The organism is Bacillus sp. G402, from assembly GCF_051172515.1.
Classification (GTDB): Bacteria; Bacillota; Bacilli; order Bacillales; family Bacillaceae; genus Bacillus; species Bacillus altitudinis.
Map to the genome: position 1 here is coordinate 87554 of NZ_JBPIZC010000004.1, position 25492 is coordinate 113045.

At 39.8% G+C, this 25492-nt stretch carries 17 protein-coding genes and 2 pseudogenes; 13 read left to right on the plus strand and 6 right to left on the minus strand.

All coding sequences use genetic code 11. The annotated features are described in order from the left end of the window. Positions 1–10: 10 nt before the first annotated feature. Complete coding sequence (gatB, locus tag ACSBQP_RS16185) at positions 11–1441, plus strand: Asp-tRNA(Asn)/Glu-tRNA(Gln) amidotransferase subunit GatB (protein ID WP_007496855.1); 1431 nt, start codon at positions 11–13, stop codon at positions 1439–1441. Between the two features lie 182 nt (positions 1442–1623). Here the strand turns inward: gatB and ACSBQP_RS16190 are convergent, their stop codons facing one another. Next, entirely contained in the window at positions 1624–2469 is an 846-nt protein-coding gene (locus ACSBQP_RS16190) for a TetR/AcrR family transcriptional regulator (RefSeq protein ID WP_035391424.1), read from the minus strand. Between the two features lie 131 nt (positions 2470–2600). On the opposite strand from ACSBQP_RS16190, the gene ACSBQP_RS16195 reads away from it, so the two are divergent. Next, positions 2601–5807: an efflux RND transporter permease subunit gene (locus ACSBQP_RS16195; RefSeq protein ID WP_217816581.1), complete on the plus strand. Its 3207-nt coding sequence runs from the start codon at positions 2601–2603 to the stop codon at positions 5805–5807. A gap of 228 nt (positions 5808–6035) precedes the next feature. On the opposite strand, the gene ACSBQP_RS16200 is transcribed toward ACSBQP_RS16195, so the two are convergent. Further along, positions 6036–6989: a nucleoside hydrolase gene (locus ACSBQP_RS16200; protein ID WP_435028621.1), complete on the minus strand. Its 954-nt coding sequence runs from the start codon at positions 6987–6989 to the stop codon at positions 6036–6038. 181 nt (positions 6990–7170) lie between these two features. Between ACSBQP_RS16200 and ACSBQP_RS16205 the strand changes: the two genes are divergently transcribed. Beyond that, positions 7171–8079, plus strand: a complete 909-nt coding sequence (locus ACSBQP_RS16205; RefSeq protein ID WP_007496845.1) for a diacylglycerol kinase — start codon at positions 7171–7173, stop codon at positions 8077–8079. Between the two features lie 61 nt (positions 8080–8140). After that, positions 8141–9530, plus strand: a pseudogene (gene rlmD / locus ACSBQP_RS16210) (23S rRNA (uracil(1939)-C(5))-methyltransferase RlmD). A gap of 81 nt (positions 9531–9611) precedes the next feature. Here rlmD and ACSBQP_RS16215 read toward each other — a convergent pair. Next, positions 9612–9740 (minus strand): annotated as a pseudogene (locus tag ACSBQP_RS16215) (recombinase family protein); the annotation flags it as partial. Positions 9741–11305: 1565 nt separating this feature from the next. Here ACSBQP_RS16215 and ACSBQP_RS16220 point away from each other — a divergent pair. The 5 genes from ACSBQP_RS16220 (at position 11306) to ACSBQP_RS16240 (ending at position 20165) form a co-directional block, all read left to right on the plus strand. After that, positions 11306–13771, plus strand: coding sequence for a sigma factor-like helix-turn-helix DNA-binding protein (locus ACSBQP_RS16220; RefSeq protein WP_435028622.1), 2466 nt, complete (start codon positions 11306–11308; stop codon positions 13769–13771). A gap of 3 nt (positions 13772–13774) precedes the next feature. Next, entirely contained in the window at positions 13775–15070 is a 1296-nt protein-coding gene (locus tag ACSBQP_RS16225; RefSeq protein ID WP_217816577.1) for a hypothetical protein, read from the plus strand. Then, a complete protein-coding gene (locus tag ACSBQP_RS16230) occupies positions 15063–17627 on the plus strand; it encodes an SNF2-related protein (RefSeq protein ID WP_217816576.1) in 2565 nt (854 codons plus the stop codon). Before ACSBQP_RS16225 ends, ACSBQP_RS16230 begins: the two co-directional genes overlap by 8 nt. A 598-nt stretch (positions 17628–18225) precedes the next feature. After that, complete coding sequence (locus ACSBQP_RS16235; RefSeq protein WP_435028623.1) at positions 18226–19200, plus strand: tRNA dihydrouridine synthase; 975 nt, start codon at positions 18226–18228, stop codon at positions 19198–19200. A 107-nt stretch (positions 19201–19307) separates the two neighbouring features. Next, on the plus strand, positions 19308–20165 hold the full coding sequence (locus ACSBQP_RS16240) for an SMI1/KNR4 family protein (RefSeq protein ID WP_435028624.1): 858 nt from the start codon (positions 19308–19310) through the stop codon (positions 20163–20165). Between the two features lie 89 nt (positions 20166–20254). Here ACSBQP_RS16240 and ACSBQP_RS16245 read toward each other — a convergent pair whose 3' ends face one another. Then, a complete protein-coding gene (locus ACSBQP_RS16245) occupies positions 20255–20626 on the minus strand; it encodes a hypothetical protein (protein ID WP_338335522.1) in 372 nt (123 codons plus the stop codon). Between the two features lie 180 nt (positions 20627–20806). Between ACSBQP_RS16245 and ACSBQP_RS16250 the strand changes: the two genes are divergently transcribed. Together ACSBQP_RS16250 and ACSBQP_RS16255 are read left to right on the plus strand one after the other, a co-directional pair. Next, positions 20807–21244 (plus strand): Rrf2 family transcriptional regulator, encoded by a 438-nt coding sequence (locus ACSBQP_RS16250; protein ID WP_017366776.1) that lies wholly within the window; start codon positions 20807–20809, stop codon positions 21242–21244. A gap of 64 nt (positions 21245–21308) precedes the next feature. Beyond that, positions 21309–22223 (plus strand): NAD(P)/FAD-dependent oxidoreductase, encoded by a 915-nt coding sequence (locus tag ACSBQP_RS16255; RefSeq protein WP_435028626.1) that lies wholly within the window; start codon positions 21309–21311, stop codon positions 22221–22223. 10 nt (positions 22224–22233) lie between these two features. On the opposite strand, the gene ACSBQP_RS16260 is transcribed toward ACSBQP_RS16255, so the two are convergent. Beyond that, positions 22234–22434, minus strand: a complete 201-nt coding sequence (locus ACSBQP_RS16260; RefSeq protein ID WP_217967459.1) for a hypothetical protein — start codon at positions 22432–22434, stop codon at positions 22234–22236. Between the two features lie 113 nt (positions 22435–22547). Here ACSBQP_RS16260 and ACSBQP_RS16265 point away from each other — a divergent pair, with 113 nt between their 5' ends. After that, complete coding sequence (locus ACSBQP_RS16265; RefSeq protein WP_060832820.1) at positions 22548–23195, plus strand: DUF3885 domain-containing protein; 648 nt, start codon at positions 22548–22550, stop codon at positions 23193–23195. Positions 23196–23227: 32 nt separating this feature from the next. Here ACSBQP_RS16265 and ACSBQP_RS16270 read toward each other — a convergent pair whose 3' ends face one another. Further along, on the minus strand, positions 23228–24556 hold the full coding sequence (locus ACSBQP_RS16270; RefSeq protein WP_052320984.1) for a 6-phospho-beta-glucosidase: 1329 nt from the start codon (positions 24554–24556) through the stop codon (positions 23228–23230). 204 nt (positions 24557–24760) lie between these two features. On the opposite strand from ACSBQP_RS16270, the gene ACSBQP_RS16275 reads away from it, so the two are divergent. Beyond that, on the plus strand, positions 24761–25492 hold the full coding sequence (locus ACSBQP_RS16275) for a MurR/RpiR family transcriptional regulator (RefSeq protein WP_148943012.1): 732 nt from the start codon (positions 24761–24763) through the stop codon (positions 25490–25492).

Genomic DNA, 25492 nt, shown 5'->3' on the forward strand with positions numbered 1-25492 from the left:
GTGAATCAGAATGAACTTTGAAACGGTAATTGGACTTGAAGTCCACGTAGAGCTCAAAACACAATCAAAAATTTTCTCAAGCTCACCGACGCCTTTTGGTGCGGCTGCCAATACGCAAACAAGTGTCATCGATCTTGGTTATCCAGGCGTACTGCCTGTGCTGAACAAAGAAGCGGTGAACTTTGCGATGAAAGCAGCAATGGCACTGAACTGTGAGATTGCAACTGATACAAAATTTGACCGTAAAAACTATTTCTATCCTGATAACCCAAAAGCGTATCAAATTTCTCAATTTGATAAACCGATCGGTGAAAACGGCTGGATTGAAATTGAAGTAGACGGCAAGACAAAACGAATTGGTATTACACGTCTTCATTTGGAAGAGGATGCAGGAAAACTGACGCACACAGGCGACGGTTATTCACTCGTCGATTTCAACCGTCAAGGTACACCACTTGTTGAAATCGTATCTGAGCCTGACATTCGTACGCCAGAAGAAGCGTATGCTTACTTAGAAAAATTAAAATCCATTATTCAATATACAGGCGTTTCTGACTGTAAGATGGAAGAAGGCTCACTACGTTGTGATGCCAACATTTCTCTTCGTCCAATCGGTCGTGAAGAGTTTGGAACAAAAACAGAGCTGAAGAACTTAAACTCATTTGCTTTCGTCCAAAAAGGTCTTGAGTTTGAAGAAAAACGTCAAGAGCAAGTATTGCTTTCTGGCGGCTTGATCGAACAAGAAACTCGCCGCTATGACGAGGCGTCTAAAAAGACGATCCTCATGCGTGTCAAAGAAGGTTCTGATGATTACCGTTACTTCCCAGAACCAGATTTGGTGGAGCTGTATATTGATGACGAGTGGAAAGAACGTGTAAGAGCATCCATTCCAGAGCTTCCAGACGAGCGCCGCAAACGCTACATTGATGAACTAGGACTTCCTGCATATGACGCAATGGTACTGACGCTGACAAAAGAAATGTCTGATTTCTTTGAAGCGACCATTTCAGAAGGTGCAGAAGCGAAGCAAGCATCAAACTGGCTCATGGGTGAAGTATCTGCGTACTTAAACTCGGCCCAAAAAGAGCTGGAAGATACGAAGCTAACGCCGCAAGGACTGGCTGGTATGATCAAGCTTATCGAAAAAGGAACGATTTCTTCTAAAATTGCCAAAAAGGTATTCAAAGAGCTTATCGAAAATGGGGGCGACGCAGAAACAATCGTCAAAGAAAAAGGACTTGTCCAAATTTCTGACGAAGGTGCACTGCTCAAACTTGTCACAGAAGCTCTTGATAACAACCCGCAATCCATTGAAGACTTCAAAAATGGAAAAGACCGCGCAATTGGTTTCTTAGTCGGACAAATCATGAAAGCATCGAAGGGACAAGCAAACCCACCGATGGTCAACAAGATTCTTCTTGAAGAAATTAAAAAACGATAAATCGCAAAAACCGCCTCTTCATTGAGGCGGTTTTTTTGTTGATGGATATGACAGGGTCTTATCACAGATTCAGACCACCGCCGTATATCAATTCAATGGTTCTTTTTTTATAATGAAGCATAAGCTTTAGCACATATTCGAAGGGGATAAAGGTGAACTAAAGTGAACATCGCCACGTATTGTCATTGGAGGAATAGCTTCAATTGTTCCACAGCTCTTTGGACAGCGGAGTCCTCACACGTTTCTAAATTTGTCAGCATCCCTTGAATGACCGGCTTGCGAGGCTCATTTTTGGCCAATTCTTCTTCAATAACTTCAATGGATACAAGGGTATCATCCGAAAGCAGATGCTCAGATTTTAACAATCGAAGCTCTTCTTGAAGAGTAGCGGCATTTGGCGCTTCATCATCCCAAATGTTTTGCTTTAGAATCGGCTTCGCATGAGAATGGAGAAGCCCATGCACCAAATCATCAAATCGGTCGAGAATAAAGGATGAGAGCTCATCACATGATAATTGCATCTGATCTTGTAAAAGCAGTACCTGCACATAAGATTGGATGATTCCTTGAATCATGACTGACAGGTCAGTTATGTATGGTTCGATCTCCTGTCCATACGTGGTCAAAATAGAAATTTGGATTTCATCATTCATCTGCTTTTTAACCGTTTTGGAATACTTTTTAATTTGCTGGTTTTCCGGAATAATGTTCTCGCTAAGGATCAAAATGATAAAATCCTTATTCTCAGCAAAGTGCTGGAACTGTTCAGCGATTTGTTTCTGAAAGATATCTCTAGGCGCAAGATGTTGATTTTCTTTTCGAATCTTTTCAATACTTTGCATAGACGTGTCGATATAATATTCAAACGCTCTGTTGAAAAGCTGTTCTTTTGATTTGAAATGCAAATAAAATGCACCTTTAGAAATTCCACATTCATCTGCAATTTCCTGAATGGTCGTAGAAGAAAAACCTTTTTTCGCAAACAACTGAATGCTTGCTTTAATGATTTTTTCTTTTTTTTCGTTCATGAAATAAGGCCCCTTCAGCTTTAGAATGTTACGTCAAACGCAAGTGAAATGGTTGACGGCATTGTATATCACCGTTTATTATGATATAGAATGACCAGTCAGTCAATACATAAAGGAAAATGGAGGACATAATGAATTCGATCATCAATTTTGTATTAAAGAACAAGTTCGCTGTATGGCTCATGACGATTATCGTAACAGTTGCTGGTCTATATGCCGGATTGAATATGAAACAAGAATCAATCCCGAATATCAACACTCCAGTCATTACGGTTTCTACAACGTATCCTGGCGCAACGCCGGACGAAGTATCAGATAAGGTGACAGACCCAATTGAGAAGTCGATACAAAATCTCAATGGGGTGAATGTGGTCACTTCTAATTCTTTTGAAAATGCCTCATCGATTCAAATCGAGTACGATTACAATAAAGATATGGATGAAGCAAAGAAGGAAATTGAAGATGCCATTAGCAATATCAATTTTCCAGAAAATGCAGAAAAACCAAAAATCACACGTTTTAGCATCAATGCGATTCCAATCTTAGCTCTAAGTGTCTCCGGTGATAAAGAATCATTACAAGACCTGACACAAAAAGTGGAAAATGACCTTATTCCTTCTCTTCAAAGCTTAGAGGGTGTCTCGTCTGTCGAAGCTTCTGGACAACAAATCAAAGAAGTAGAATTTTCTTTTAAACAAAAGAAATTGAAGGAATATGGTTTAGATGAAGAAACTGTCCAAAACATGATCAAAGGCTCTGATGTCAATGTACCTTTAGGGTTATACACATTTGGCAACAAGCAAAAATCAGTCGTAGTGGATGGCAATATTTTAAGTGTTAAAGATTTGAAAAACATGCGAATTCCTGTTACACCAAGTGCAAGCGCAGGAGCTGGTGCATCTGCTAGCGGCTCAGGAAATGCAGGTGCTCAAGGTACCGATCAGCAGGCTGGAAGTGCAAGTCAGCAGCAAGCAGCAGCAGCTCAGCAACAAACTGGTGCAGCAAGCGGTCAATCTGTAGAACTGCCGACGATCAAACTTTCTGAGATAGCAGATATTAAAGTCGTGAAAGATGCAGAATCAATTTCTAGAACGAACGGAAAAGACAGTATCGGTTTGCAAATTGTCAAAGGCTCTGATGCCAACACAGTGAGTGTAGCAGAAGCAGTCACAAAAGAACTTGATACATTCAAAAAAGACAATAAAGGAATCAAAGTCAGCACGACATATGATCAAGCAGAGCCGATTAAAGAATCTGTCAGCACAATGCTGAACAAGGCGATCATCGGAGCAATCTTTGCGATCATTATCATCATGTTGTTCCTTCGAGATATCAAATCAACATTAATTTCGGTCATCTCCATTCCGTTATCCCTGTTGATTGCTGTTTTATTATTAAATCAGCTCGATATCACATTAAATATCATGACACTTGGTGCCATGACAGTCGCCATTGGGCGTGTTGTCGATGACTCGATTGTTGTCATAGAAAACATCTATCGACGAATGGCGTTAAAAGATGAACCGTTAAAAGGCAAAGCACTCGTTAGAGAAGCCACAAAAGAAATGTTTATTCCGATTATGTCTTCGACGATTGTCACAATTGCGGTATTCTTGCCATTAGCGCTAGTGGGTGGAATGATTGGTGAACTATTCATCCCATTTGCATTAACCATTGTGTTTGCTCTAATGGCTTCACTACTTGTTGCCATTACAATCGTTCCAATGATGGCTCACAGCCTATTTAAAAAGAACCTGTACGGCAAAGCGAAAAAGGTAAAAGAACACAAACCGAGCAAACTTGCTGGTGGTTATAGACGTGTACTCAATTGGACATTGAACCATAAATGGATCACGTCAGGAATTGCGATTTTGATGCTGATCGGAAGCTTATTCCTCGCACCACTTGTCGGTGTCAGCTTCTTACCACAGGAAGCAGAAAAAACGGCAATGGTGACATACACGCCAGAGCCTGGACAAACGAGAGAACAAGCCATTGCTGAAACGAAAAAGGCAGAAGATTACTTAATGAAACGTGATCATGTCAATACGGTTCAATATTCATTAGGCTCTTCAAATGCAATGACAGCAAGTGTTGGCGGAAACTCTAACGGTGCATTATTCTTCGTACAATACGACGAGGACACACCGAACTTTGATAAAGAAAAAGATCGTATGGTTAAAGCCCTTCAAGACAAAACGTCTAAAGGGGAATGGAAATCACAAGACTTCTCATCTGCTGGCGCAAGTAATACAGTGACGTACTATGTGTACGGTGATAAAGCAAGTGATATTGAAGGCACAGTCAAAGATGTCGAGAACATTTTAAAAGATGAAAAGAACTTGAAAAACGTCAGCACAAGCTTATCTGAGAAATATGACGAATATACGTTTAATGCAGATCAAGAAAAACTGGCGAAACTAGGCTTAACCGCTTCACAAATCGCACAGGCGATCGCTCCTCAAAGTAATGAAACAACGTTGACGAAAGTAACAGAGGACGGCAAAGAACTAGATGTGAAGCTTCAAACGGAAAAAGATGAATACAAGAGTAAAAAAGATCTAGAGAATAAAAAGATCACAACACCAACAGGACAACAAGTCCGAATTGGCGATGTGGTGAAAGTGAAAGATGGCACAACAGCAAACACTGTGACAAAGCGTGATGGGAAGATTTACGCTGAAGTATCTGGTGACATGACAACAGACGACGTATCAAGTGTGACACAAGATGTCCAGAAGAAAGTTGACAAGCTTGATTTAAAATCTGGCGTTACGATTGATACAGGTGGTGTAAGTGCGGATATTGAGGAATCCTTTACACAGCTAGGACTCGCAATGCTTGCAGCGATTGCGATTGTATACCTCGTTCTCGTCATTACATTTGGCGGAGGTCTTGCACCATTTGCGATTCTGTTCTCACTTCCATTTACGATTATTGGGGCACTCGTTGGATTGTTTGTAGCGAAAGAAACCATCAGCTTAAATGCCATGATTGGATTGCTGATGCTGATCGGAATCGTTGTAACAAATGCCATTGTCTTAATTGACCGAGTGATTCATAAAGAAAAAGAAGGACTTTCAACAAGAGAAGCCTTACTTGAAGCAGGTACAACAAGATTACGCCCAATCTTAATGACGGCACTTGCGACAATTGGTGCATTGCTGCCACTCGCATTAGGTTTTGAAGGCGGAAGTCAGATCGTATCAAAAGGACTTGGCGTCACCGTTATTGGCGGTTTAACAAGTTCTACACTTCTCACATTGGTCATCGTGCCAATCGTGTATGAAATCTTAAGCAAGTTTAGACGTAAGAAAAAGTACGCTGAAGAAGAGTAAGAGGAAGCCCCGCTTATGAGCGGGGCTTCAGCGTGTAGACAAACCCTCGCATTCTTTGTCAGTCCTGCGTGCCGGTGCTCACGAATGTCAAATTCGTTCCGCGCCGGTACTCGTCCTTCCTAGAATGCAAAGGTTTTCTATCACGCTGAAAAGAAGACACAGGGCTAAAATCAAGTTCATTTTAGCCCTGTGTCAACAATTTGAGCCCCGCTAATAAGCGGGGCTTTTTTATGATGAAATCTGACAAACCGCTTTTCTCATAAGCTCTTCAAAGGCCTCGAAAAAGGCATCTCGATCAACGTGGTCAATGACTTGAATCGATTTTCCATCTGGATGTTCTTCGGTACGTCCTTGTCTTGGCGATTCGGTATAAACAATTGCATTCATTTCTTTTGAACGGATAAATGAGGTGGATGCAAGAGTGATCGTGGTCAGCACATCCCATAAGTAGTAAGTCGAGTTCGTTTCGTGATGAATGAGAGGCGGACAAAAGGCATAACATTGTCCAATAAAGTCAATCCCGATGTGAGAGCGAAGGGAAGCCCAGCGTTGACGGACATCGAGTGTGAGCGGGACTTGATTCGTGCTTTCCAGTGCGACCATTTCAATTGGAAAACGCTCTTGAAATACGGTGCTCACAGCATAAGGGTCCCAAAAAGCATTCCATTCTGCTGTTCCATCATGCTCGGGTTCTTCGACATTGCCTTTTTCAAGGAATGTGCCGCCCATCCACACCAGTTTCTCAATTTTATTTGAGATGGAAGGATCTTCTTCTAAGGCGCGTGCAAGGTCTGTGAGCGGTCCTGTAAAGAGCAGCGTAACAGGTTCGGTTGACTTTTTCACCGTTTCAATCAGGTGAAGATGTGCAGGAAGCTTAGATACTTTTGTATCAACAGTGCCTTTTTCATTTAAAATCGGCAGGGCATCTACATAAAAAGCATGCATACGCCATTCCTTTGGAAATGGATTCACACCTCTAGAATTGGAAGCGGCTACTTCAATCTCATATGGGCTAAATCGATCAATAATTTTCTGAGAAGCGCTCATCGCAGGCTCTAAATAACAATCAGCAGGAATTACAGACGTCCCGATCACTTTCAGGTGTTCCATTTGAAGAAGTAGAAATAAGGACACGAGATCATCAACACCGCCGTCATGATTGAAATAGACAGGCTTTTTCATGGCATACCATCCTTTTCATCGTTTTCTTTTATCTTATCAGAATGCTGATCTGCTGAGGGAAACGTACCGTGAGATTTCAAATATTAGGGGGTTGTTCTGTTGCCATTTTCAAATCTCATAGTATAATTAAAGGTTGTTAGTGGTGAAAATAGATTGCATAATGATAATAGGATGATGATGAATGAAACGTGCTCGAATTATATACAATCCGACATCTGGACGTGAACTCTTTAAGAAGAATTTACCGCAGGTTTTGCAAAAATTTGAACAGGCTGGCTATGAAACATCTTGTCATGCGACGACATGTGCAGGAGATGCAACACAAGCAGCCGAAAAAGCCGCACAGAGAGATTTTGATTTAATTGTAGCAGCTGGTGGAGACGGCACGATTAATGAAGTCGTCAATGGATTAGCACCGCTTGAAAAAAGACCAAAATTAGGAATCATTCCAGTTGGAACGACCAATGACTTCGCAAGAGCACTTGGCATTCCAAGAGAAGATATTTTAAAAGCGACAGATGCCATCATTGATGGTGTAGCAAAGCCGCTTGATATTGGTAAAGTGAATGGACAGTATTTCATTAATATTGCGGGAGGCGGCCGATTAACAGAGCTGACCTATGAAGTGCCTAGTAAGCTGAAAACCATGCTAGGACAACTTGCGTATTATTTGAAAGGTATGGAGATGCTTCCTTCCATTCGCCCGACAGAAGTCGAAATTGAATATGACGGCAAATTGTTTCATGGAGAAATCATGCTGTTTCTTGTTTCACTAACAAACTCAGTAGGCGGCTTTGAGAAGCTTGCACCAGATTCCATTCTAGATGATGGGATGTTTGACCTGATCATTCTAAAGAAGGTCAATCTAGCAGAAGCCATTCGAGTGGTCAGCCTTGCACTCAGAGGCGAGCATATTCATGATAACAATGTCATCTACGCAAAAGCGAATCGCGTGAAGGTAGATGTAAAAGATAAAATGCAATTGAATTTAGATGGTGAATACGGCGGCATGCTGCCAGGTGAATTTGAAAACCTGTATCGTCATATTGAATTTATTGTGCCAAAAGCAACAGCTGAAAAAATAGGGTGAAGACTGAACTTGGTTCCTTATGGCGACCAAGTTTTTCTTTGCAAATGAGGTGATAAAATTGGTGAAAATGAAACCGCCTGTTGAAAAGAATGAATACTACAATGTAACCTTCGAAGACTTAACGCACGAAGGTGCAGGTGTAGCGAAAATCGAAGGGTTCCCTGTCTTTGTACCGAATGCCCTCCCTGAGGAACAAGGAAAAATCAAAGTCACACGTGTCAAAAAAGGATTTGCTTTTGGACGACTCATGGAGCTGACAAAGGAAAGTCAGCACAGGCAAGATGCGCCATGTCCTATCTATAAGCAGTGCGGAGGCTGTCAAATTCAGCACATGAGCTATGAAGGCCAGCTGCTTTTTAAACAGAAACAAGTAAAGGACGTTTTAGAGCGGATCGGTAAGCTTGATATGAGCCGTGTAAAAGTTCATCCTGTACTCGGCATGGAAGACCCTTGGAATTACAGAAACAAAGCACAAGTACCAGTTGGCGAACGGGAAGGCGGACTTGTTGCAGGATTTTATCAGCAGCGTACCCATGAAATTATTGATATGGAAAAAATGCTTGATACAGCAATCAGAAAACGATGAAGTCGTTCAAGCTGTCAAAGAAATATGCCAAGAGTTCGGTATCAAAGCATATAACGAAGAACGTCATAAAGGCTGGCTGCGTCATGTCATGGTTCGCTACGGTATTGCAACAGGTGAAATGATGGTTGTGTTTGTCACAAGAACGGCTGATTTTCAGCAAAAGCAACAGGTGATTGAGCAGATTATAGCACGCTTCCCACACGTTCGGTCAATTGTGCAAAACGTGAATTCTAAGAAGACAAATGTCATTTTCGGAGACGAAACGACCGTTTTATGGGGCGAAGAATACATTTATGACACGATTGGCGACATCAAATTTGCCATTTCAGCCCGCTCGTTTTATCAAGTGAATCCAGCTCAAACAAAGGTTCTTTATGATAAAGCCCTTGAATATGCCGAGCTGCAAGGAGAAGAAACCGTGATCGATGCGTATTGCGGAATCGGTACAATTTCCTTATTTCTCGCACAAAAAGCAGGCAGAGTATATGGCGTGGAAATTGTGCCAGAAGCGATTGAAGATGCAAGACGCAACGCTGACTTAAACGGAATCAACAATGTTGAATTCGCAGTCGGCGAAGCAGAAACTGTTATCCCAAACTGGTACCAAGAAGGCATCAAAGCAGATACGTTAGTTGTTGATCCGCCAAGAAAAGGCTGTGATGAAGCACTGCTTGATACGATTTTAAAGATGAAACCAAACCGTGTTGTGTATGTGTCCTGTAATCCTGGGACGCTAGCTCGTGATTTGCGTATTCTTGAAGATGGTGGGTATGTGACGGAGGAAGTGCAGCCTGTGGATATGTTTCCGCATACGAGTCATGTTGAGGTGACAGTGAAACTTGTTTTAAAAGGTACAGTAGATTAAGCTGAACTTAATTAAGAGGAAAGAGAGGGGGAAAGGTTATAGTGTATCTACTCTTTTCGCCCTCGAATACCTCTATCTTGTTTATGAGCCTTTGAAGTACTTTTTTCTCATCTTATAAAGTTCGGAGGCACTAAAAAATTTCGTTGTTTCCTCTCTATGATGGACTAATCTTCCAGTATAAGCAGGATTATTAAGGATACCTTTAATTGTGTTTTTGAGCCATTATTTGCTTGAATTAATTGCTCCTGCTGCTGTTCTAGGAGTTGGTACTCTCCTTTCCATTAATTCATTAGTAATTTTGAACATTCCCCAACCTTCATAGAAATTAAAGACGAAATATCTTTTTGGTTACAGGAGAAGTTACCTCATTAGGCTCTAGTTTTCGAGTATAGGGGTTCACTTTGTATACGTAAGGAGGGATAGAGGCTTTATGTCTCCCTTTTTTGGCACTCCCCTGTAAACCTAGTTTTATTCTCCGTGATAGTTTAACTGCTTCTTCTTTAGCAACACTGCTTTTAACTCGAATGACATTGAACTATCGCTAAAAACTCTTTCAATAGTTAGTGAGTCTGTTTTTTTCTTTTCTATTTTAGTTTCTCCCGTTAAAAGATATTAGCCATATTGAGCCATCTTTATCTGGTGTGCATTAATTAGCTGTATTCGCTATCCTTATCTGATGTGAACTATGAACTCTATTAGCTTTCTGGATTTAAGCCGTGAAACCTAATTTAGAGAATTTTGTGCTCTTTTTCATGGATTTTACTTCTAGTAGAGGGTTTATTAGTGGAATATATAGTGAATTCATACTCCTATAATAGAAATGAGTGTTCTGGAGAAACGAAAAAAACAACTACCGATAAGACATAAGAATACAGTGAACTTAACTACTGTATCGAAAGACCATTAGGAAAAAAGCATAGCTACATGTAATTTGGGTGGTCTTATAGTGTTTTTCTTATGCGCATATCTTTAGTCGTGCGGTTATCTTTTTTATGAAATTTTCAACTCATCAAGTTGTGTTTAAGACAAGGTGCCTTATCTTAGTTAAGTTTTAAGTCAACCAAATATCAGAAAATGAGCGAACCTGTTTACCTTTAGTATAGTTACTGTAGAAATTTCGTTAATTAAACATCTAGATAGCAGGTGCGCAACGATAAGTACTATTGAAAGATAAGAGTCTAAGAGTTCGTTTTTGAAAATCATTTATTTCTAGCATTTCTTTGGACATAATCTAATATAATTCCACTTAAGTGCCTTCGGATATCCTTAGTAATAAAGAAGAAACAATGATGTTAGGTAATATCCCTTGTTGCTAAAGTAGAAGTAAAGACTTGGCCCTGAGAAACAATATGATAGTAAAAATATTCGTAGTCTAAAAAGTAATTAATCGGTAAATTTTATTTCGAAATGATTGTAGAGTGCTGGTGCCAATTGGTCACCAGCTTTTCATTTTTATACTGGGGATAAAATCTATTTGCGTAAAAGAAAGAACATAATTACATTACTAGTACTTTTACATGTAATTATGTGAAGATATTTTGTAAGTGAGAATGGAACTTCTAGATCCATATAACAATGTACTACCTTAACACGACCATGACCACCCACTGCGATAAATGTTTTAATGACGAACTGAGGCAACTAGTGTAAAATATTCTTAGTGGTAAAGATAGAGAAAATTTTCAAAAATAATTTAATAATGGTAATAGATTGAAAATGCAGGGTCAAAAAACGATATGAGAAAACATTTAAATGTGTAGCGAGGAGAACTATAAATGTTTCAGCAATTGAGTCATTTTCATTATTTATTTAATCCGCACACACTTTACTGTCTACTAGAGTTTGGTGTTTCGAAAAACAATATTGAAAAACTTGTGGCAGAGGAGTTCGTGGTCAACGATTTCTTAGTATCTTCGAACAAGGTGACCCAAATGCAAAAGACAAAGAAGGCATTAATTCAAAAAGTAATGAATACGCTGCCTGCATTCAGTGAGGCCGGGTATGAGCAATCGGTGTATAAGTTAGGCGCTGCCGGTTTATCACCAGTCAATATTCAATTGCTTGTGGATCATGATATTACGTACCAGCAGCTTTCATCGATGACATACGATATGTTTTTTGATTGCATTGGTCGAAAGAACAAAAAAGCCAGCTTTGAACGTATTAAGAAAGCGTATGAGGCGTGTGAAACATTATTTCGACTGGATGTTACTGTTAATATGTACAACTTTTACTTATGCCAGTACTTTGAGCAGTTAGCGCCGCGTCAATACGTGGATGTTGACGTGTTATGTGACGTTTTAAGTGAGCTCCTTCAGCTACCAAAAGAAGCTATAGATGAGCAGTGTATTGAACAATTTTTAGATAAAAAAAAGGCTGAAAACTACTTGACTAATACACCGCATCTCGGGTTCGCTAAAAAATATAAAACTATAAAAGAATTTTTAGCAAGTGATTTTAACGAAAAAGATATTTTACTTCGCCGTATGAATGGAGATACTTTCAAGGAAATTGGCGACAGCTTAGAAGTGTCACGTCAGCGGATTCAACAAATGGAGACGAAGGTTCTCAATCGATTGCCGGAGCTTGAGGAGCTCATTTATTATAAGGACGTATTTGAAGCATATAACTGGAGTCAAGAAATATTTTCAGCTGTATATGCCGAAAGCCCAGAAGTATATCAGTTGTTAAACGTTAAATTAAAACGAGGTAATAAGGGTTTATTAGAGACATTAGGGGAGCTCACATTAACGGAGGCGCAGCAAAAGCTCATTTTAGCACACTTTGATTGCTACATTAACTTCGAACAACAAGTGATGCCATACACTAATAAATTGAACTTTTTTGAGCATCTAATGTTCCATCTCGGTCAAACCGCAGTGAGCAACGAGGAATTTATTGAGGTAGCAAATACGTTCATAGCGGAACATCAGTTAAATCGATCGCTTTTATTTACGGTGAAGAACGTGTATGGGATGCCCGATCGTTCCCCGAAAATCTTACGTACGAAAAGCAACGGCTTCCGTTTTTATGACACGACGAAAATTGAGCAAGAAACGATTCATCAGTTAAAGGAGCTCTTAGTTTTAGACCCCGGAGTATATAATATGTCGAAATTATTTAGAGAGAATGAAGCTTTGATGGACGAGTTAAATATTGATTCGGAGTATGAGTTGCACAATTTGTATAAAAAATGCATTGAGGTCGAGGGTGTTACATTTACGAGAATGCCAGAATTTACTGTACAAACGAAGAAGGATGAGTTTTTGAAAAACTTATTCTATGAATTGGCACCAATAGAGGTAGAGGAATTTTTAGTGTATGTGGAAGAGCATTATGGCTTACGTCAAGATTCTTTATATAGTTTACTATACAATGATTACTTAGCTTTTATTGATAACAATAAAATTAAGGTTGATTATGCGGATGTGAGTGAAGAAGAGTATGAGTTAGTCCGCTCGCTGCTGAAAAATGCAATTTATACTGTTCATGAATTTATTGTTCTTGGATCCGAACACATCAAGAATTTCAAAGAAAAATTTGTCAACAATCAAGCGTTAATGAAGCTCAACTACAACTTAAGGGGCCTGTTCATCCTCCATCATACGTATGTTTCTGTCGATCAATATTTTACGCAGCTCATTTTAAAAGATGGACTGTTTAAAAATAATCGAACACCACATTTTAAAACGAACCATTTCTTATCAGCCTTATATAATTTAGAGAAAAATTTAGACGTCGTCAAAATCGCGCATGATGTGTATTTGACAAATAAAAAATTACAGGATGCGAGAGTTACTAAGGACGCATTAGTAGCTTATCGGAATGCAGCTTTTGAATTTGCACAAGTCCCTTATTTCACGTATCACTATTTGAAAAACAAAGGATTTGAGCATGAAGTAGAAGACTATGGATTCGACGAGATTTTTTACGAACGCATTATTTGGACGCATCCGAAACTTCGCACATTATATACAAGAAAATGTACGATTTTTGCAAAGGAGCAGGCGCAAGAATTTACACTGAAGGACTTTATCTCATGGCTGCTCACTCAGCACGATGAGCCGCTAGACTTCGACTTCCTACAATATAGGATAAAAAATGAATTCGGCGTAGAAATAAAAAAAGAGAAGCTTATTTACGTCATGCAAAATTCAACAATACATTATTCGAAAGAGATGAATAAGGTGTACCCAAGCAAGGAAGCATTTTATGTAGCTATTTATAGTAAAGAGGGGTAAAACATGGAGGATTTAAAGCAACTTATTGGTAAATCAATTATGGAAACAGAAGAAACCCGTCCACTTTTCATAAAAAATAAAGAAAAAATATATAAAGTTATGGTTATTCCTCTAGAGTATTGCCATTATAACGAAAAAAATGGCCGTATTTCAACGTACATTAGCCAATATCTATCAAGCGGCAATGAATTACAAAAAGACGATCTAGAGGCGTACAACCAAGTATTAGAACAGTTCATTTATGCTTCTAATCCGAACGCTTTAGACAAAACGAAAAAAAATATTCAATTAGTCGGTCAGCTTGAGCCAGGCGTTGTGCTAAACGATGGCCGTATTATTGATGGCAATCGCCGTTTTACGGCGCTTCGTAAATTGCAAGCAGAGGGTAAAACGGACATTTACTTTAAGGCGATTTTATTAGATCAATCCGAGGGTATTGACGATAAAGATATTAAAAAGCTCGAACTACAGCTTCAGCACGGGAAAGAAAAGCCAGTTGAATACAATCCGATTGATAACTTAGTTGACATTTATCAGGACATTATTGAAAACAAGCTCTTTACGATTGACGAGTACATCCAATATGTGAACAAGCCTGTAGGCGATGTTAAGAAAATGGTTAAACGTTCTGTATTAATGAACCAATTTTTACAATATATTAATGCAGAAAAGCAGTATTACATTGCACGTGATTGGGAATTCGATACGATCTTCCAGGACATTTTAAACATCATTGAACGCCAGTTAAAGGGCATCGATGTTATTACAATTTTAGATGTTAAGAGAGACAATAAAAGCGAAGTACAAGAATACCTACGCATTCGGGACACCTTATTTATGACCGCACTTTCAGGCCGGATGTTGAAAACGAATACTCAACAGAAGCAAAGAAGGAGTGATGACCTGTCTCGTTATATTCGAGATATCGGGAAGCACATTATCGGCACCGATAAAAAGGATGAATATTTAGAAGAAATGGAAGACTTCGTTGATGATATTTACGATACGCTTCATGACTATGATCAGCTTGATCTAAATACACTCCAAGAAGTAAGTAAAAACATTGAGGGTACGCAGCAAGAGATCGTCGTAAAAGGGGAAGACTATATTGAAAACGGTCAATTAAACGACGCACAAACAAAGCCCGTTACGATTATGAACAAAGTGCTGAAAAGCTTCGATCAACTAGATTACGTCCAGTTAAAACATATGGATGATGAAACCGAACAAAATTTCCTAACGTTGTACAATAAGCTCAAGACGGAAATGGAAAAAATAGAAGAGGCGCTACGTGTATAAAACGCTCACATTACAGCCTTCCTATTTTTCAGACGAAGATGATATAGCGAACGCGTTTTATATTCCCGTGCTAGAAAAGACAGTTAAGTACGATCGGGTGAGTGCCTACTTTAGCTTTAAAGCATTAGCTGCCTACAGCAAGGGCATCGAAGGCTTAATTCGCAATAACGGAAAAATGCGCTTTATTATTTCTCATGAAATTAGCTATGACGATTACGAAATGCTAAAGGTGGGCTATGTGTTAAAGAAAAAGCTAACACCTGAGCTTGCGCACCACGATTACCTTGCGCTTAGTTTGGAAGAACAGCGCAATGTCAGCAACTTTACGCATTTGATTGCACAAGGGGTAATCGATATTAAAGTGGGCTTTACGCATAGCGGTATTTTCCATAGTAAGTATGGCATTTGCGAGGATGCCAATGGTAATCTCATTTATTTTAACGGTTCCAACAATGAAACGGCCGCCGCCATTGCGAAAAATTATGAGGCGTTTGATGTAACGGCATCGTGGAAAAGCACCTCATTCGATTTGCAACGACCATTTCGAGCAATCGAACGCTTCGCTCAGCTATGGCAGGGCGGCTCCAAAAACGGCTTTGTCTTTGTTAAAGACGTCGATGAGGTCATTAAACAGCAACTGATTAAATATGATAAGGGGAAGCTAATTTTGAATGCAACGTTATTAACACCAAATGCGCTTATTTTAGAATATGTAAATGAGCAATTAATCGTACACAATAATGTAACCTCGTATAAGATCAAAGGAACGGAATCAATCTTTCGATCAAAATTGTTTGCCTATTTAGATGGCGGTTTCCCACACTTTGAGAAAAATTTAACACATTTACATATGCAGGACATTATTAAACACATAAAGAAATTTGCTGAACGTAAAAAATTTGAGGTAGTCGTAACGGAAGCGCTTCAGCAATTTATTTCGCAAAAGGCGTACTATATTAAAGAGCGTGCGGATTATGGGAAGGCGATTAAATATTATCAAAGAAATGTGGCTCTCGTCATTGCCGAGCGCTTTGAGGCCTTTAAAGCTATCGCAGCCCAGGCATTTGCGCGTCCGCCGAGAGATGTGCAGATTTGGAGTGCCTTTTATATGTATGAAATGCAGCGGGCGTCGAACTTTTCAGTGCCAGGGGCTGGGAAAACAACGATGGCTTATCTTGTTTTTTCTTATTTAACAGCCCCTGAAATTGATCAAGTTGATAAAATTGTCATGTTTGGGCCAAAAAATTCATTTTTGGCATGGAAGCAGGAGTTTTCGGAGAATTTTGGGATGAACAAGGAGTTGCGCGTATTAGATGTGCAGCGTTATAAGTATTCACCGACCGAGTTTATGGCTGAAGCGGGGAAATGCAATGTCATTTTAGTCAATTATGAGGCTGTTGCTAAATACCAGGACGTGCTGAACCGTGTCATCGATGACAGAACGATGCTTATTTTAGATGAAGTTCATAAAATTAAAGGCATCCAAAGTGCTCGTGCGCAATCGGTGATGGACGTATCAAAGCGTGCAAAATTTAAATATGCGTTAACGGGTACACCAATTCCCAACACGTATGAAGACATTTATAACTTATTGAAAATTTTATACGATGAGGAATACGAATTATATTTTAATTTCCGGAAGGATCAACTGAAAAATCCGAATGCAGTCACGATGGAGCGCATCAATGATTTATTATATCCATTCTTCTGGCGAACAACGAAAGCTGAGCTACAGGTACCGCCAGCAAATGAAAACGAATTATATTATGTGCTTGCTACTGATCAAGAGCAGCAACTGCTGAACTTATTGTATCGAAAATACGGACATTCCGTTTTCCATCTGTACATTCGCTTGATCCAAGCCTCTGTAAACCCCTCTCTTTTGCTGAACAGCATTGATTATATTGAAATGTACGGAGATGATGCAGGCAACAACATGAATCCTTGGCACGCCGTTGATCCGGAGAAAATTGAATTTACAGAGCAAGAAATTGACTTAATTCAAAGCGTGCCGAAAACGTCTAAATATTTCAAGGCCATCGACTTAATACGCTCACTGTATCAGGAGCAAAAGCAAACGATCATTTGGTGTATATTTGTTGATACAATGTTATCGCTTGAAAGTGAACTACGCCAATTAGGCATTTGTGCAAAAGTAATTTATGGTAGTACGAGCCAGCAAGAACGCGATGCGATCATTGAGCAGTTTCTAAAGAAGGAAATCGACATTTTAATTACGAATCCTCATACATTAGGTGAGTCGGTTTCTTTACATCATACGTGTCACGATGCAATTTATTTAGAGTATTCTTTTAACCTTACGCATCTCCTTCAATCACGCGATCGGATTCACCGTCTTGGGTTAAAGAAAGATGCATACACACAGTATTACTTCCTTATGCTGCAAGGTCAGCAAGGGGAGCGCAATGCGATTGATGAGCGCATTTATTATCGTTTGAAGGATAAAGAAGATCGGATGCTTGCGGCCATTGAACGTGGGGTGTTAACGCCAGACCCAATGGTAAATTTAGCTGATATTATCGCTTTATTTGATTAATGCTTTGAATTATGATTTTTACGAGAATGAAGAATTAAATGAAGAAGTCTTTGTTCGTATCTTTAAATCGATCACCGATTTTCAAAAGTCAAATCTAGTCGTTGTATCGAGGATATGAAGAGACGATAGCGCGTATTATTAGAGATCAGCTTAAAGTTGTTTTTTATACAATGTTGCTAAAACAGTGTAAATTAAAAGAGGATCATTAAGAAAGACTACGGTCGTATTAAGTTGGGAATCTATAGGGCTTCTGTAGAATGGAGTAGCAGGAGCCTCAAGTATCGCCAGAGGCATTTATTCAATCAGTCGTCCCATATCTACTTTCTGGTATCAATCACTAACATATCATGTATGGTTTGACATCCCAATGTCGTAACGCAATCTGGGGTGTATTTTCATTATCGCTTCTCAGAAAGCGCTAAAATCAATTTTCTCCGGCACGAATCTGTCTTTCCTCTCACCAACTATCATGAAATTTGCTTTTTTTGCAATTTTGCCTCGTTCATATTAAAGTATATAATGATTAAAATTGACAATCACTTGATTAGCTAAACTTGCTTATCGTGTGTGTGAAGTCATGAGAGGAATTGGATGAAAGATGAGTAAAAATTTTTGGCGTGATTTACCACGGCCATTTTTTATATTAGCACCAATGGAAGAAGTGACAGATGTTGTGTTTCGTCATGTTGTGAGTGAGGCGGCGAAACCGGATGTGTTTTTTACAGAGTTTACGAACAGTGAGAGCTACTGCCACCCTGATGGCATTCAAAGTGTGAAAGGCCGTTTAACATTTACAGAGGATGAGCAGCCGATTGTTGCTCATATTTGGGGAGACAAGCCTGAGAACTTTAGACAAATGAGTATTGGAATGGCGGAATTAGGATTTCAGGGGCTTGATATTAATATGGGCTGTCCTGTCCCTAATGTTACGCAAAACGGGAAGGGTAGTGGATTGATTCTTCGCCCAGACGTTGCGGCAGAGCTGATTCAAGCGGCAAAAGCAGGGGGATTACCTGTTAGTGTGAAAACAAGACTAGGGTTTACAGAGGTCGATGAATGGCGTGGTTGGCTCAGACACATTTTGGAGCAAGACATTGTGAATTTATCGATTCATCTTCGTACTAGAAAGGAAATGAGCCAGGTAGATGCGCACTGGGAGCTTATTCCTGAGATAAAAAAACTGCGTGATGAAGTAGCACCTGATACGCTTTTGACGATCAATGGTGATATTCCTGATCGTCAAACGGGCTTAAAGCTTGCTGAGCAATATGGAATAGACGGAGTGATGATTGGGCGCGGAATTTTCCATAACCCATTTGCCTTTGAAAAAGAGCCGAAAGAGCATACGAGTGACGAACTGCTAGGTCTTTTAAGGTTGCATCTTGATCTTCATGATCAATATTCCTCATTAGGTTTGCGTCCATTTAAGGCACTTCATCGTTTCTTTAAGATTTATGTGAAAGGGTTCAGAGGAGCGAGCTTCCTAAGAAACAAATTAATGAATACATCATCAACAGATGAAGTGCGTGCAATGCTAGATGAATTTGAAGCGAGAAATCAGGAACAATCATAATCAACAAGAGGAGGGGGAACCCTTCTCTTTTTTTATGAATAGGACTATTAAACTAGTTCTCTCAAATGGTAAAATGAGATAGAAATAACAATTGGAGGTATTTTTATTTGAAACCATTCTGGGATACAGACAGAGAAAGTGAAGAGACATTTAAGAAAATCAATGAAAAAGGTATTGCAAAAGCAGAAAAGAAACTAGGCATCACCTTGCCTGATACATATAAGAAGCTTATCCTCGAACAAAATGGCGGTTATACCTTGCATAATGCTTTTCCAACAGATCAGCCGAATGGATGGGCAGAGGATCATGTGTCATTTGATCATTTAAGAGGAATTGCCAAAGGCGAAGGCATCATGGATAGTAATTATTTAATAGAAGAATGGGAATTGCCTGAGGGACTTGTGCTCATTTGTGGTGATGGTCATACATGGATTGCATTGGATTACAGAGAAACAAAGGAGCATCCGCCGATTCATTACTTTGATCTAGAATATGAGACGGATTTCAAATTAGCGGATTCGTTTGATGAACTGATTGCAGGGCATTATATCGCAGAAGATAGCGAAGAAGATGGGATGTCAGATGAAGAGTGGCAGGCTGAATATGAAAAGCAGAATCCGCCATTATCAAAAGAAGAAGTGAAAGACATATTGAAGACTCGAGACCCTGAGGCACTTCATAAAATTGTATTTTTTCATTTAGACCAAATTGATGATATCAAGTGGTTTTTTTCAGAAGTAGAAACTTTTATGAACTCCATTCAAGACGAAAATATGTTAGTAACTGCTGGCTGGGCGCTCAGCACAATCCTTACACTGAATGATGTGGTGGTTAAGCAGAATGACGATATTTTTCAAAGGGCACGCCGTTTTGCGGAGCAATTGAATCAATCAAAAATAGAAGAAATGCATGAAATCGCTCTTAATATATCATTATGGTTGGATTTTGATTTAGAAGAGCAATAAGAATATCTATTTCATGTGAAAAATATCAGAAATAGAAATCTTTTAAATTATTAAAAAAACCCCCTCACCAAAAGGGGGTCACCATGTCCTTACTTCGCACTCTCCTCAACATCACGGCTATCTTCTGTTTCACCAATATAAATAGGACCGTTTGCATGGTCGATTCGGATTGGCCATTCATATGGGACTTGCAGGCGTCGTGCGATGGCTCTCCAAAACTTTGCAGAATCAAATTCTAGTTCTTGAAAGTCTTTAAGCAATTCTTTATAAGAAGATCCATCAAATTGAATGTACGAGTCTTGCAGACGCATAAAGGCGTAATGTCTCACTTCTAATGCTGCCGCAGCTTCCATTTCTTCTTCTGTTGCTTCGCCAATGATTGTTCCTGCGGGTGGAAGCATGTCGTATACGTTAAATTCCTCTTCTTCTTCGTGTGCTGCATTGTGCTGTTGATCTGACATTTTTTTCACTCCTTCTAGTCTTCATCAAGCTTTATTCGTGCTTACTTCTATTATCGGAAGGAAATGCGAAATGTGGAATGAAAAAAGAAGCAGATCCACAATACTTGCTTTTTCTTCTTGAATCTTTTATGATCAATTACAGATATAAAAGGTCTACAATAGATAGAAAGGAGTGTTTCTATGAAATATTCTAAAGCGACCAACTATGCGCTTCATACGATGGTATTTTTAACCCTTGCACCAAAGGGGAAAGCAATAGGCGTTGAACCTCTCGCCAAGATGCAAGATCTTTCACCTACCTATTTATCTAAAATTTTAACAAAGCTTGTGAAGGCGGGATTGATTGAATCAACACCTGGCGCAAAAGGTGGTTACACCATTCTGAAAAAGAAGGAGGACATTTCGTTTCTAGACGTCATTCAGGCGGTAGAAGGACAAACCCATTTATTTCGTTGTTCTTTAGAACATGATTCTTTCATGCCTCACGATGGCTGTTTGATTGAACAAGTCATGCAGGATGTTGAAATGAAAATGCAGGAGACGTTAAGTCAAAAGCGGTTAGTTGATATTGCAAGCCAAATAGAGCAGACAGAAAAAAATCCATTTTTCAAGATGTGATTTTTTTGAGTGAATTATAGATATTAAGAGTCTTTAAAGTCTTGGATAAAAAGGAGAGATTGACATGTTATTAGATTGTGCCATTATTGGAGGCGGGCCAGCCGGATTAAATGCAGCTCTTGTTGTGGGGCGGGGCAGAAAACAGGTCATGGTATTCGATGATGAGATGCCAAGAAATCGAGTGACTCAGGAATCACATGGATTTATTACAAACGATGGAATGACACCGTTTGAGATCAGACAAGCAGGAGAAGCGGATCTTCAAAACTACCCTGATATTCAAATCAAACGAAGCAGAATTGTGGAGATACAAAATCATGAGAACAACTTCGCGTTACTGACACAAGAGGGAGAAAGATTCGAAGCGAAGAAAATCATATTGGCAACAGGACTTCAGGATATACTGCCAGAAATGAAGGGGATTCATGAAGTGTACGGAAAGACCTTGTTTAGCTGTCCTTTCTGCGATGGCTGGGAGCTGAAGGACAAGCCACTTGCCCTGATTGCAGAGAACCAGCGCGCTTTGCATATGGCGAAACTTCTTCCCAATTGGACAAAGGATTTGATTGTGTTTACAAATGGACAGCAAGTGTTAGCTGAAGAGGAGAAAGCACTGTTATCAGCACATTCTATTCAAGTTATTGATGTGCCAATTGTAGCGATCCATCATGACAATGGACAGCTGCGCTCTCTTCAGCTTGCAAATGGAGAGATAGTGATAAGAGAAGGCGGATTTGTCGCAAGTGATTTCAAGCAGTCAACCCCTTTTGCTGAAAAACTAGGCTGTCAAATGACGAAAAATGGGGGCATTGAAACAGATATTCTTGGGCGTACAACCGTCAGCGGTATTTTTGCATGTGGTGATAATTTAGGCGGGCCTGCTCAGCTTGTTCTTGCAGCAGCAGCCGGAAGTCAGGCAGGAATGGGCGTGATTCATGAACTTGTGCAGGAAGAGTTTCAACAAAAAACATCTCTCTAAAAAGAGATGTTCAGCGATGAGCGATTTTCCGTTTTGCTAAGACGTGAGCTGTCCATTCAAAAAGTGCGTAGATGACAAAGAAGATTAGGATCCAGCTACTGACATCGACCCATACATTGTTGATATGAATGATGTTCGCCTGATCAAGTCCAGTCTGTATCCACATCGTGATCAATGCGGTGAGGAACACTTGTAAAAACCATTTTTTCAATTGGTCACACCTCCATCTCTTTCTATCATATAAGAAATGACAGTTTATTTCCAATTGAATTTCCATTAGTTTCAACGGTAAAATAAGAAATAAAACCAATGGAAGGACATGAGATGAGCGATCAAACCAATCGTTTTTTAAAAAGTCATTTTCCTGAACTTGTCCTCGCGCCGCCTCTTTTTTATAAGTGGCCTTTTGGTCTTCGCTTTGAAGTGGCAGATTGGTCATTAGGAGAAGAATCGGTTGTATTAGAAAAAGCAGGCGATCGGGCTTTGAAAATCGTCAGATATGCTTTTGATTCAGAAGACGATATTCTATTTGTCACAGATGTCTATACGCAGCATGAACATGAATTAATGAAGCAAAAGCTCCTTGTTTATCAAAAATATGCCGACCGACAAGTGCGTCACCGATTGCGTCACGAGCGTTTGACCTATGTACAACCAAAACAAGAAGAAACAATGAAAATAGAGAGATTTACACTCAAGTGTCAGCTGCAAGATATTCGATTGCGCACGCTATTACAAGCCATATGCCAAGAGGATTTCTACAAACCGAATCAAATCTTGAAAGGAAAGCTTGGTTATGACATTTATCTCATCAATCTCTCAAAACAGATGATTTTCCACTTATATGATGATCGAGGCTGTGATCTTATTGCGGCAGATCCAGAACATCTGCGTCCAGTTTATGAAGGTTTACAGCACTGGCTCTTAGACTATGACCGTGCTCAGATGGATCAGTTGTTTGCCGGGAAATAAGAAAACCGCACTTTGACAAGTGCGGCTTCTTTTTATGCTTCTACTTTATTGAAAAACTGTGGCAGATATTCTTTATGTGCTTCTAGCATTTCATCTAGGATGCTTTTTGCAATGGCATCTGATGGGACGAGCGGGTTGATGGTCATGGCAACAAGAGCTGTGTTGTAGTCGCCTGTCACGGCTGCTTCAGCGGCTACACGTTCAAAGGATTTAATTTGAGAAATAAGTCCTTTGACAGCGACCGGCATTTCACCAACAGCGATTGGTTTTGGGCCGTCTTTTGTGATGACACAGTTCAGTTCAACGGCAGAATCATTTGGAATGTCACTGATGGCGCCATTGTTGATTGTGTTTACAGGCTGAATGTCATGCTTGTCGTTATAAATGGATGCGATCAAGTTACATGCTGCATCACTGTAATAAGCACCGCCTCGTTTTTCAAGCTGTGGCGGCTTAATATCAAGATCAGGATCTTTGTAAAGCTCGAACAGGTCATTTTCTAGTGCACGGACGACTTCTGCACGAGTTCCTTCATTTTCTGCTGCTTTCTTCTCTTCAGCCAGCATATCACTTGTTTTGTAGTAGTAGCGGTGATATGGACAAGGAATCACACCAAGCCCTTTTAAGAAATCTGCATCCCACGGAATCGCTTGAATGTTGTTCATGGACATGGTGGAGTTTGGATCTGCCATGTCTTCGATCACTTGATCCATGATGCTTTTGCCATCTAAGAACACGTTCAGTCCAAAGACCATATGGTTTAATCCAGCAAAGCTGACTTCGACTCTGCTTGCGTCGACATCAAGTCCTTTGGCGATGCCCATGCGAATGCCGATTGGTACGTTACATAAGCCAACGACTTTGCGGTGGTTTGAATAGCGAAGTACAGCTTCTGTGACCATACCAGCTGGATTGGTGAAATTCACAAGCCAAGCATCCGGGCATAATTCTTCAATATCTTTCACAATCTCAAGAATGACAGGGATGGTGCGCAGACCCTTGAATAGACCGCCTGGACCGTTTGTTTCTTGACCAATGACATCATATTTTAAAGGAATGCGTTCATCCTTCATACGTGCTTCCAGTAATCCGACGCGGAATTGTGTTGTGACGAAATCAGCGTCTACCAGTGCTTTCCGGCGATCTAAAGTTAAATGAACCTCGATTGGAAGTCCCGCTTTTTTTACCATGCGTTTTGCAAGATTTCCGACGATCTCAAGCTTTTCTTTACCTGCTTCGATATCGACGAGCCAAAGTTCGCTAATTGGAAATTCATCGTACCGTTTAATGAATCCTTCGACAAGTTCTGGTGTATAGCTTGATCCTCCGCCGATTGTGACAACCTTTAATCCTTTTGTCATGTTCTGCACCTCCGAATAATGTAACGCACAATGTTATAATAGAGTGAATCAATCTTTTATCATTTGTTTGTACATTTATAGCTTATCGTGAGAGTACCTTGTGTGTAAACGGTTTCAGCGTCTTTAGGCAAGGGTGCCCTATTTAGAGATTTGTTACATAAAAGAAACGTCTTGTGTCATGTTGTTGGAGAAAGGGGAAGTCAGATGTTTTCAAGTGAGGTCATTTCCAGCTTTAATGAACTAGAAAGCGCTTTATACCGATACATTATGGAAAACAGTGAAAAAGTCGTCTATATGAGAATTCGTGATTTGGCAGATGCCGCACATATATCGACCTCATCTGTCCTTCGCTTTTGTCGAAAAGTGAATTGTGAAGGCTTTTCAGAATTTAAGGTGAAGCTCAAAATGTATTTAGAAGCAGAACAAACACCTTCTTTGAAAAGCACGCAGCATTTCCTGTATGAATTTATCGAACGGACACTTAAAGGAGATTTTGAAGAGAAGATTAAAGAGGCAGCGAAGCTCATTGCGGATGCAAAAAATGTGCTATTTATCGGGACAGGCAGTTCTGGTATTTTGGCGCAGTATGGGGCAAGGTACTTTTCAAGTCTGGAGAAATTTTCGTTTTACATCAACGATCCGTTTTTCCCGATGAATATGCAGTATTTAGACAATAGTGTCACCATTGTGCTGTCGGTATCAGGAGAGAACCGCATAACGATTGATCATATTTCGAAACTAAAAAGAGAAGGCAGCACGATCATTAGTATTACAAACAATCAGCACTGTACAATTTCTCGTATTTCTGACTTGAATATTGCTTATTACGTCACAGACGAACGAGTCCATAGAGCCAACATCACCACACAGACACCCGTTGTGTATATCCTAGAAGCAATGGCGCGTGACATGTTTGCGATGTTAAAAGAAAAGTAA

Coding starts and splice junctions, on each gene's coding strand:
- gatB (WP_007496855.1), top strand. CDS start 11: ATGAACTTTGAAACGGTAATTGGACTTGAAGTCCACGTAGAGCTCAAA.
- ACSBQP_RS16190 (WP_035391424.1), bottom strand. CDS start 2,469: ATGAACGAAAAAAAAGAAAAAATCATTAAAGCAAGCATTCAGTTGTTT.
- ACSBQP_RS16195 (WP_217816581.1), top strand. CDS start 2,601: ATGAATTCGATCATCAATTTTGTATTAAAGAACAAGTTCGCTGTATGG.
- ACSBQP_RS16200 (WP_435028621.1), bottom strand. CDS start 6,989: ATGAAAAAGCCTGTCTATTTCAATCATGACGGCGGTGTTGATGATCTC.
- ACSBQP_RS16205 (WP_007496845.1), top strand. CDS start 7,171: ATGAAACGTGCTCGAATTATATACAATCCGACATCTGGACGTGAACTC.
- ACSBQP_RS16220 (WP_435028622.1), top strand. CDS start 11,306: ATGTTTCAGCAATTGAGTCATTTTCATTATTTATTTAATCCGCACACA.
- ACSBQP_RS16225 (WP_217816577.1), top strand. CDS start 13,775: ATGGAGGATTTAAAGCAACTTATTGGTAAATCAATTATGGAAACAGAA.
- ACSBQP_RS16235 (WP_435028623.1), top strand. CDS start 18,226: ATGAGTAAAAATTTTTGGCGTGATTTACCACGGCCATTTTTTATATTA.
- ACSBQP_RS16245 (WP_338335522.1), bottom strand. CDS start 20,626: ATGTCAGATCAACAGCACAATGCAGCACACGAAGAAGAAGAGGAATTT.
- ACSBQP_RS16250 (WP_017366776.1), top strand. CDS start 20,807: ATGAAATATTCTAAAGCGACCAACTATGCGCTTCATACGATGGTATTT.
- ACSBQP_RS16255 (WP_435028626.1), top strand. CDS start 21,309: ATGTTATTAGATTGTGCCATTATTGGAGGCGGGCCAGCCGGATTAAAT.
- ACSBQP_RS16265 (WP_060832820.1), top strand. CDS start 22,548: ATGAGCGATCAAACCAATCGTTTTTTAAAAAGTCATTTTCCTGAACTT.
- ACSBQP_RS16270 (WP_052320984.1), bottom strand. CDS start 24,556: ATGACAAAAGGATTAAAGGTTGTCACAATCGGCGGAGGATCAAGCTAT.
- ACSBQP_RS16275 (WP_148943012.1), top strand. CDS start 24,761: ATGTTTTCAAGTGAGGTCATTTCCAGCTTTAATGAACTAGAAAGCGCT.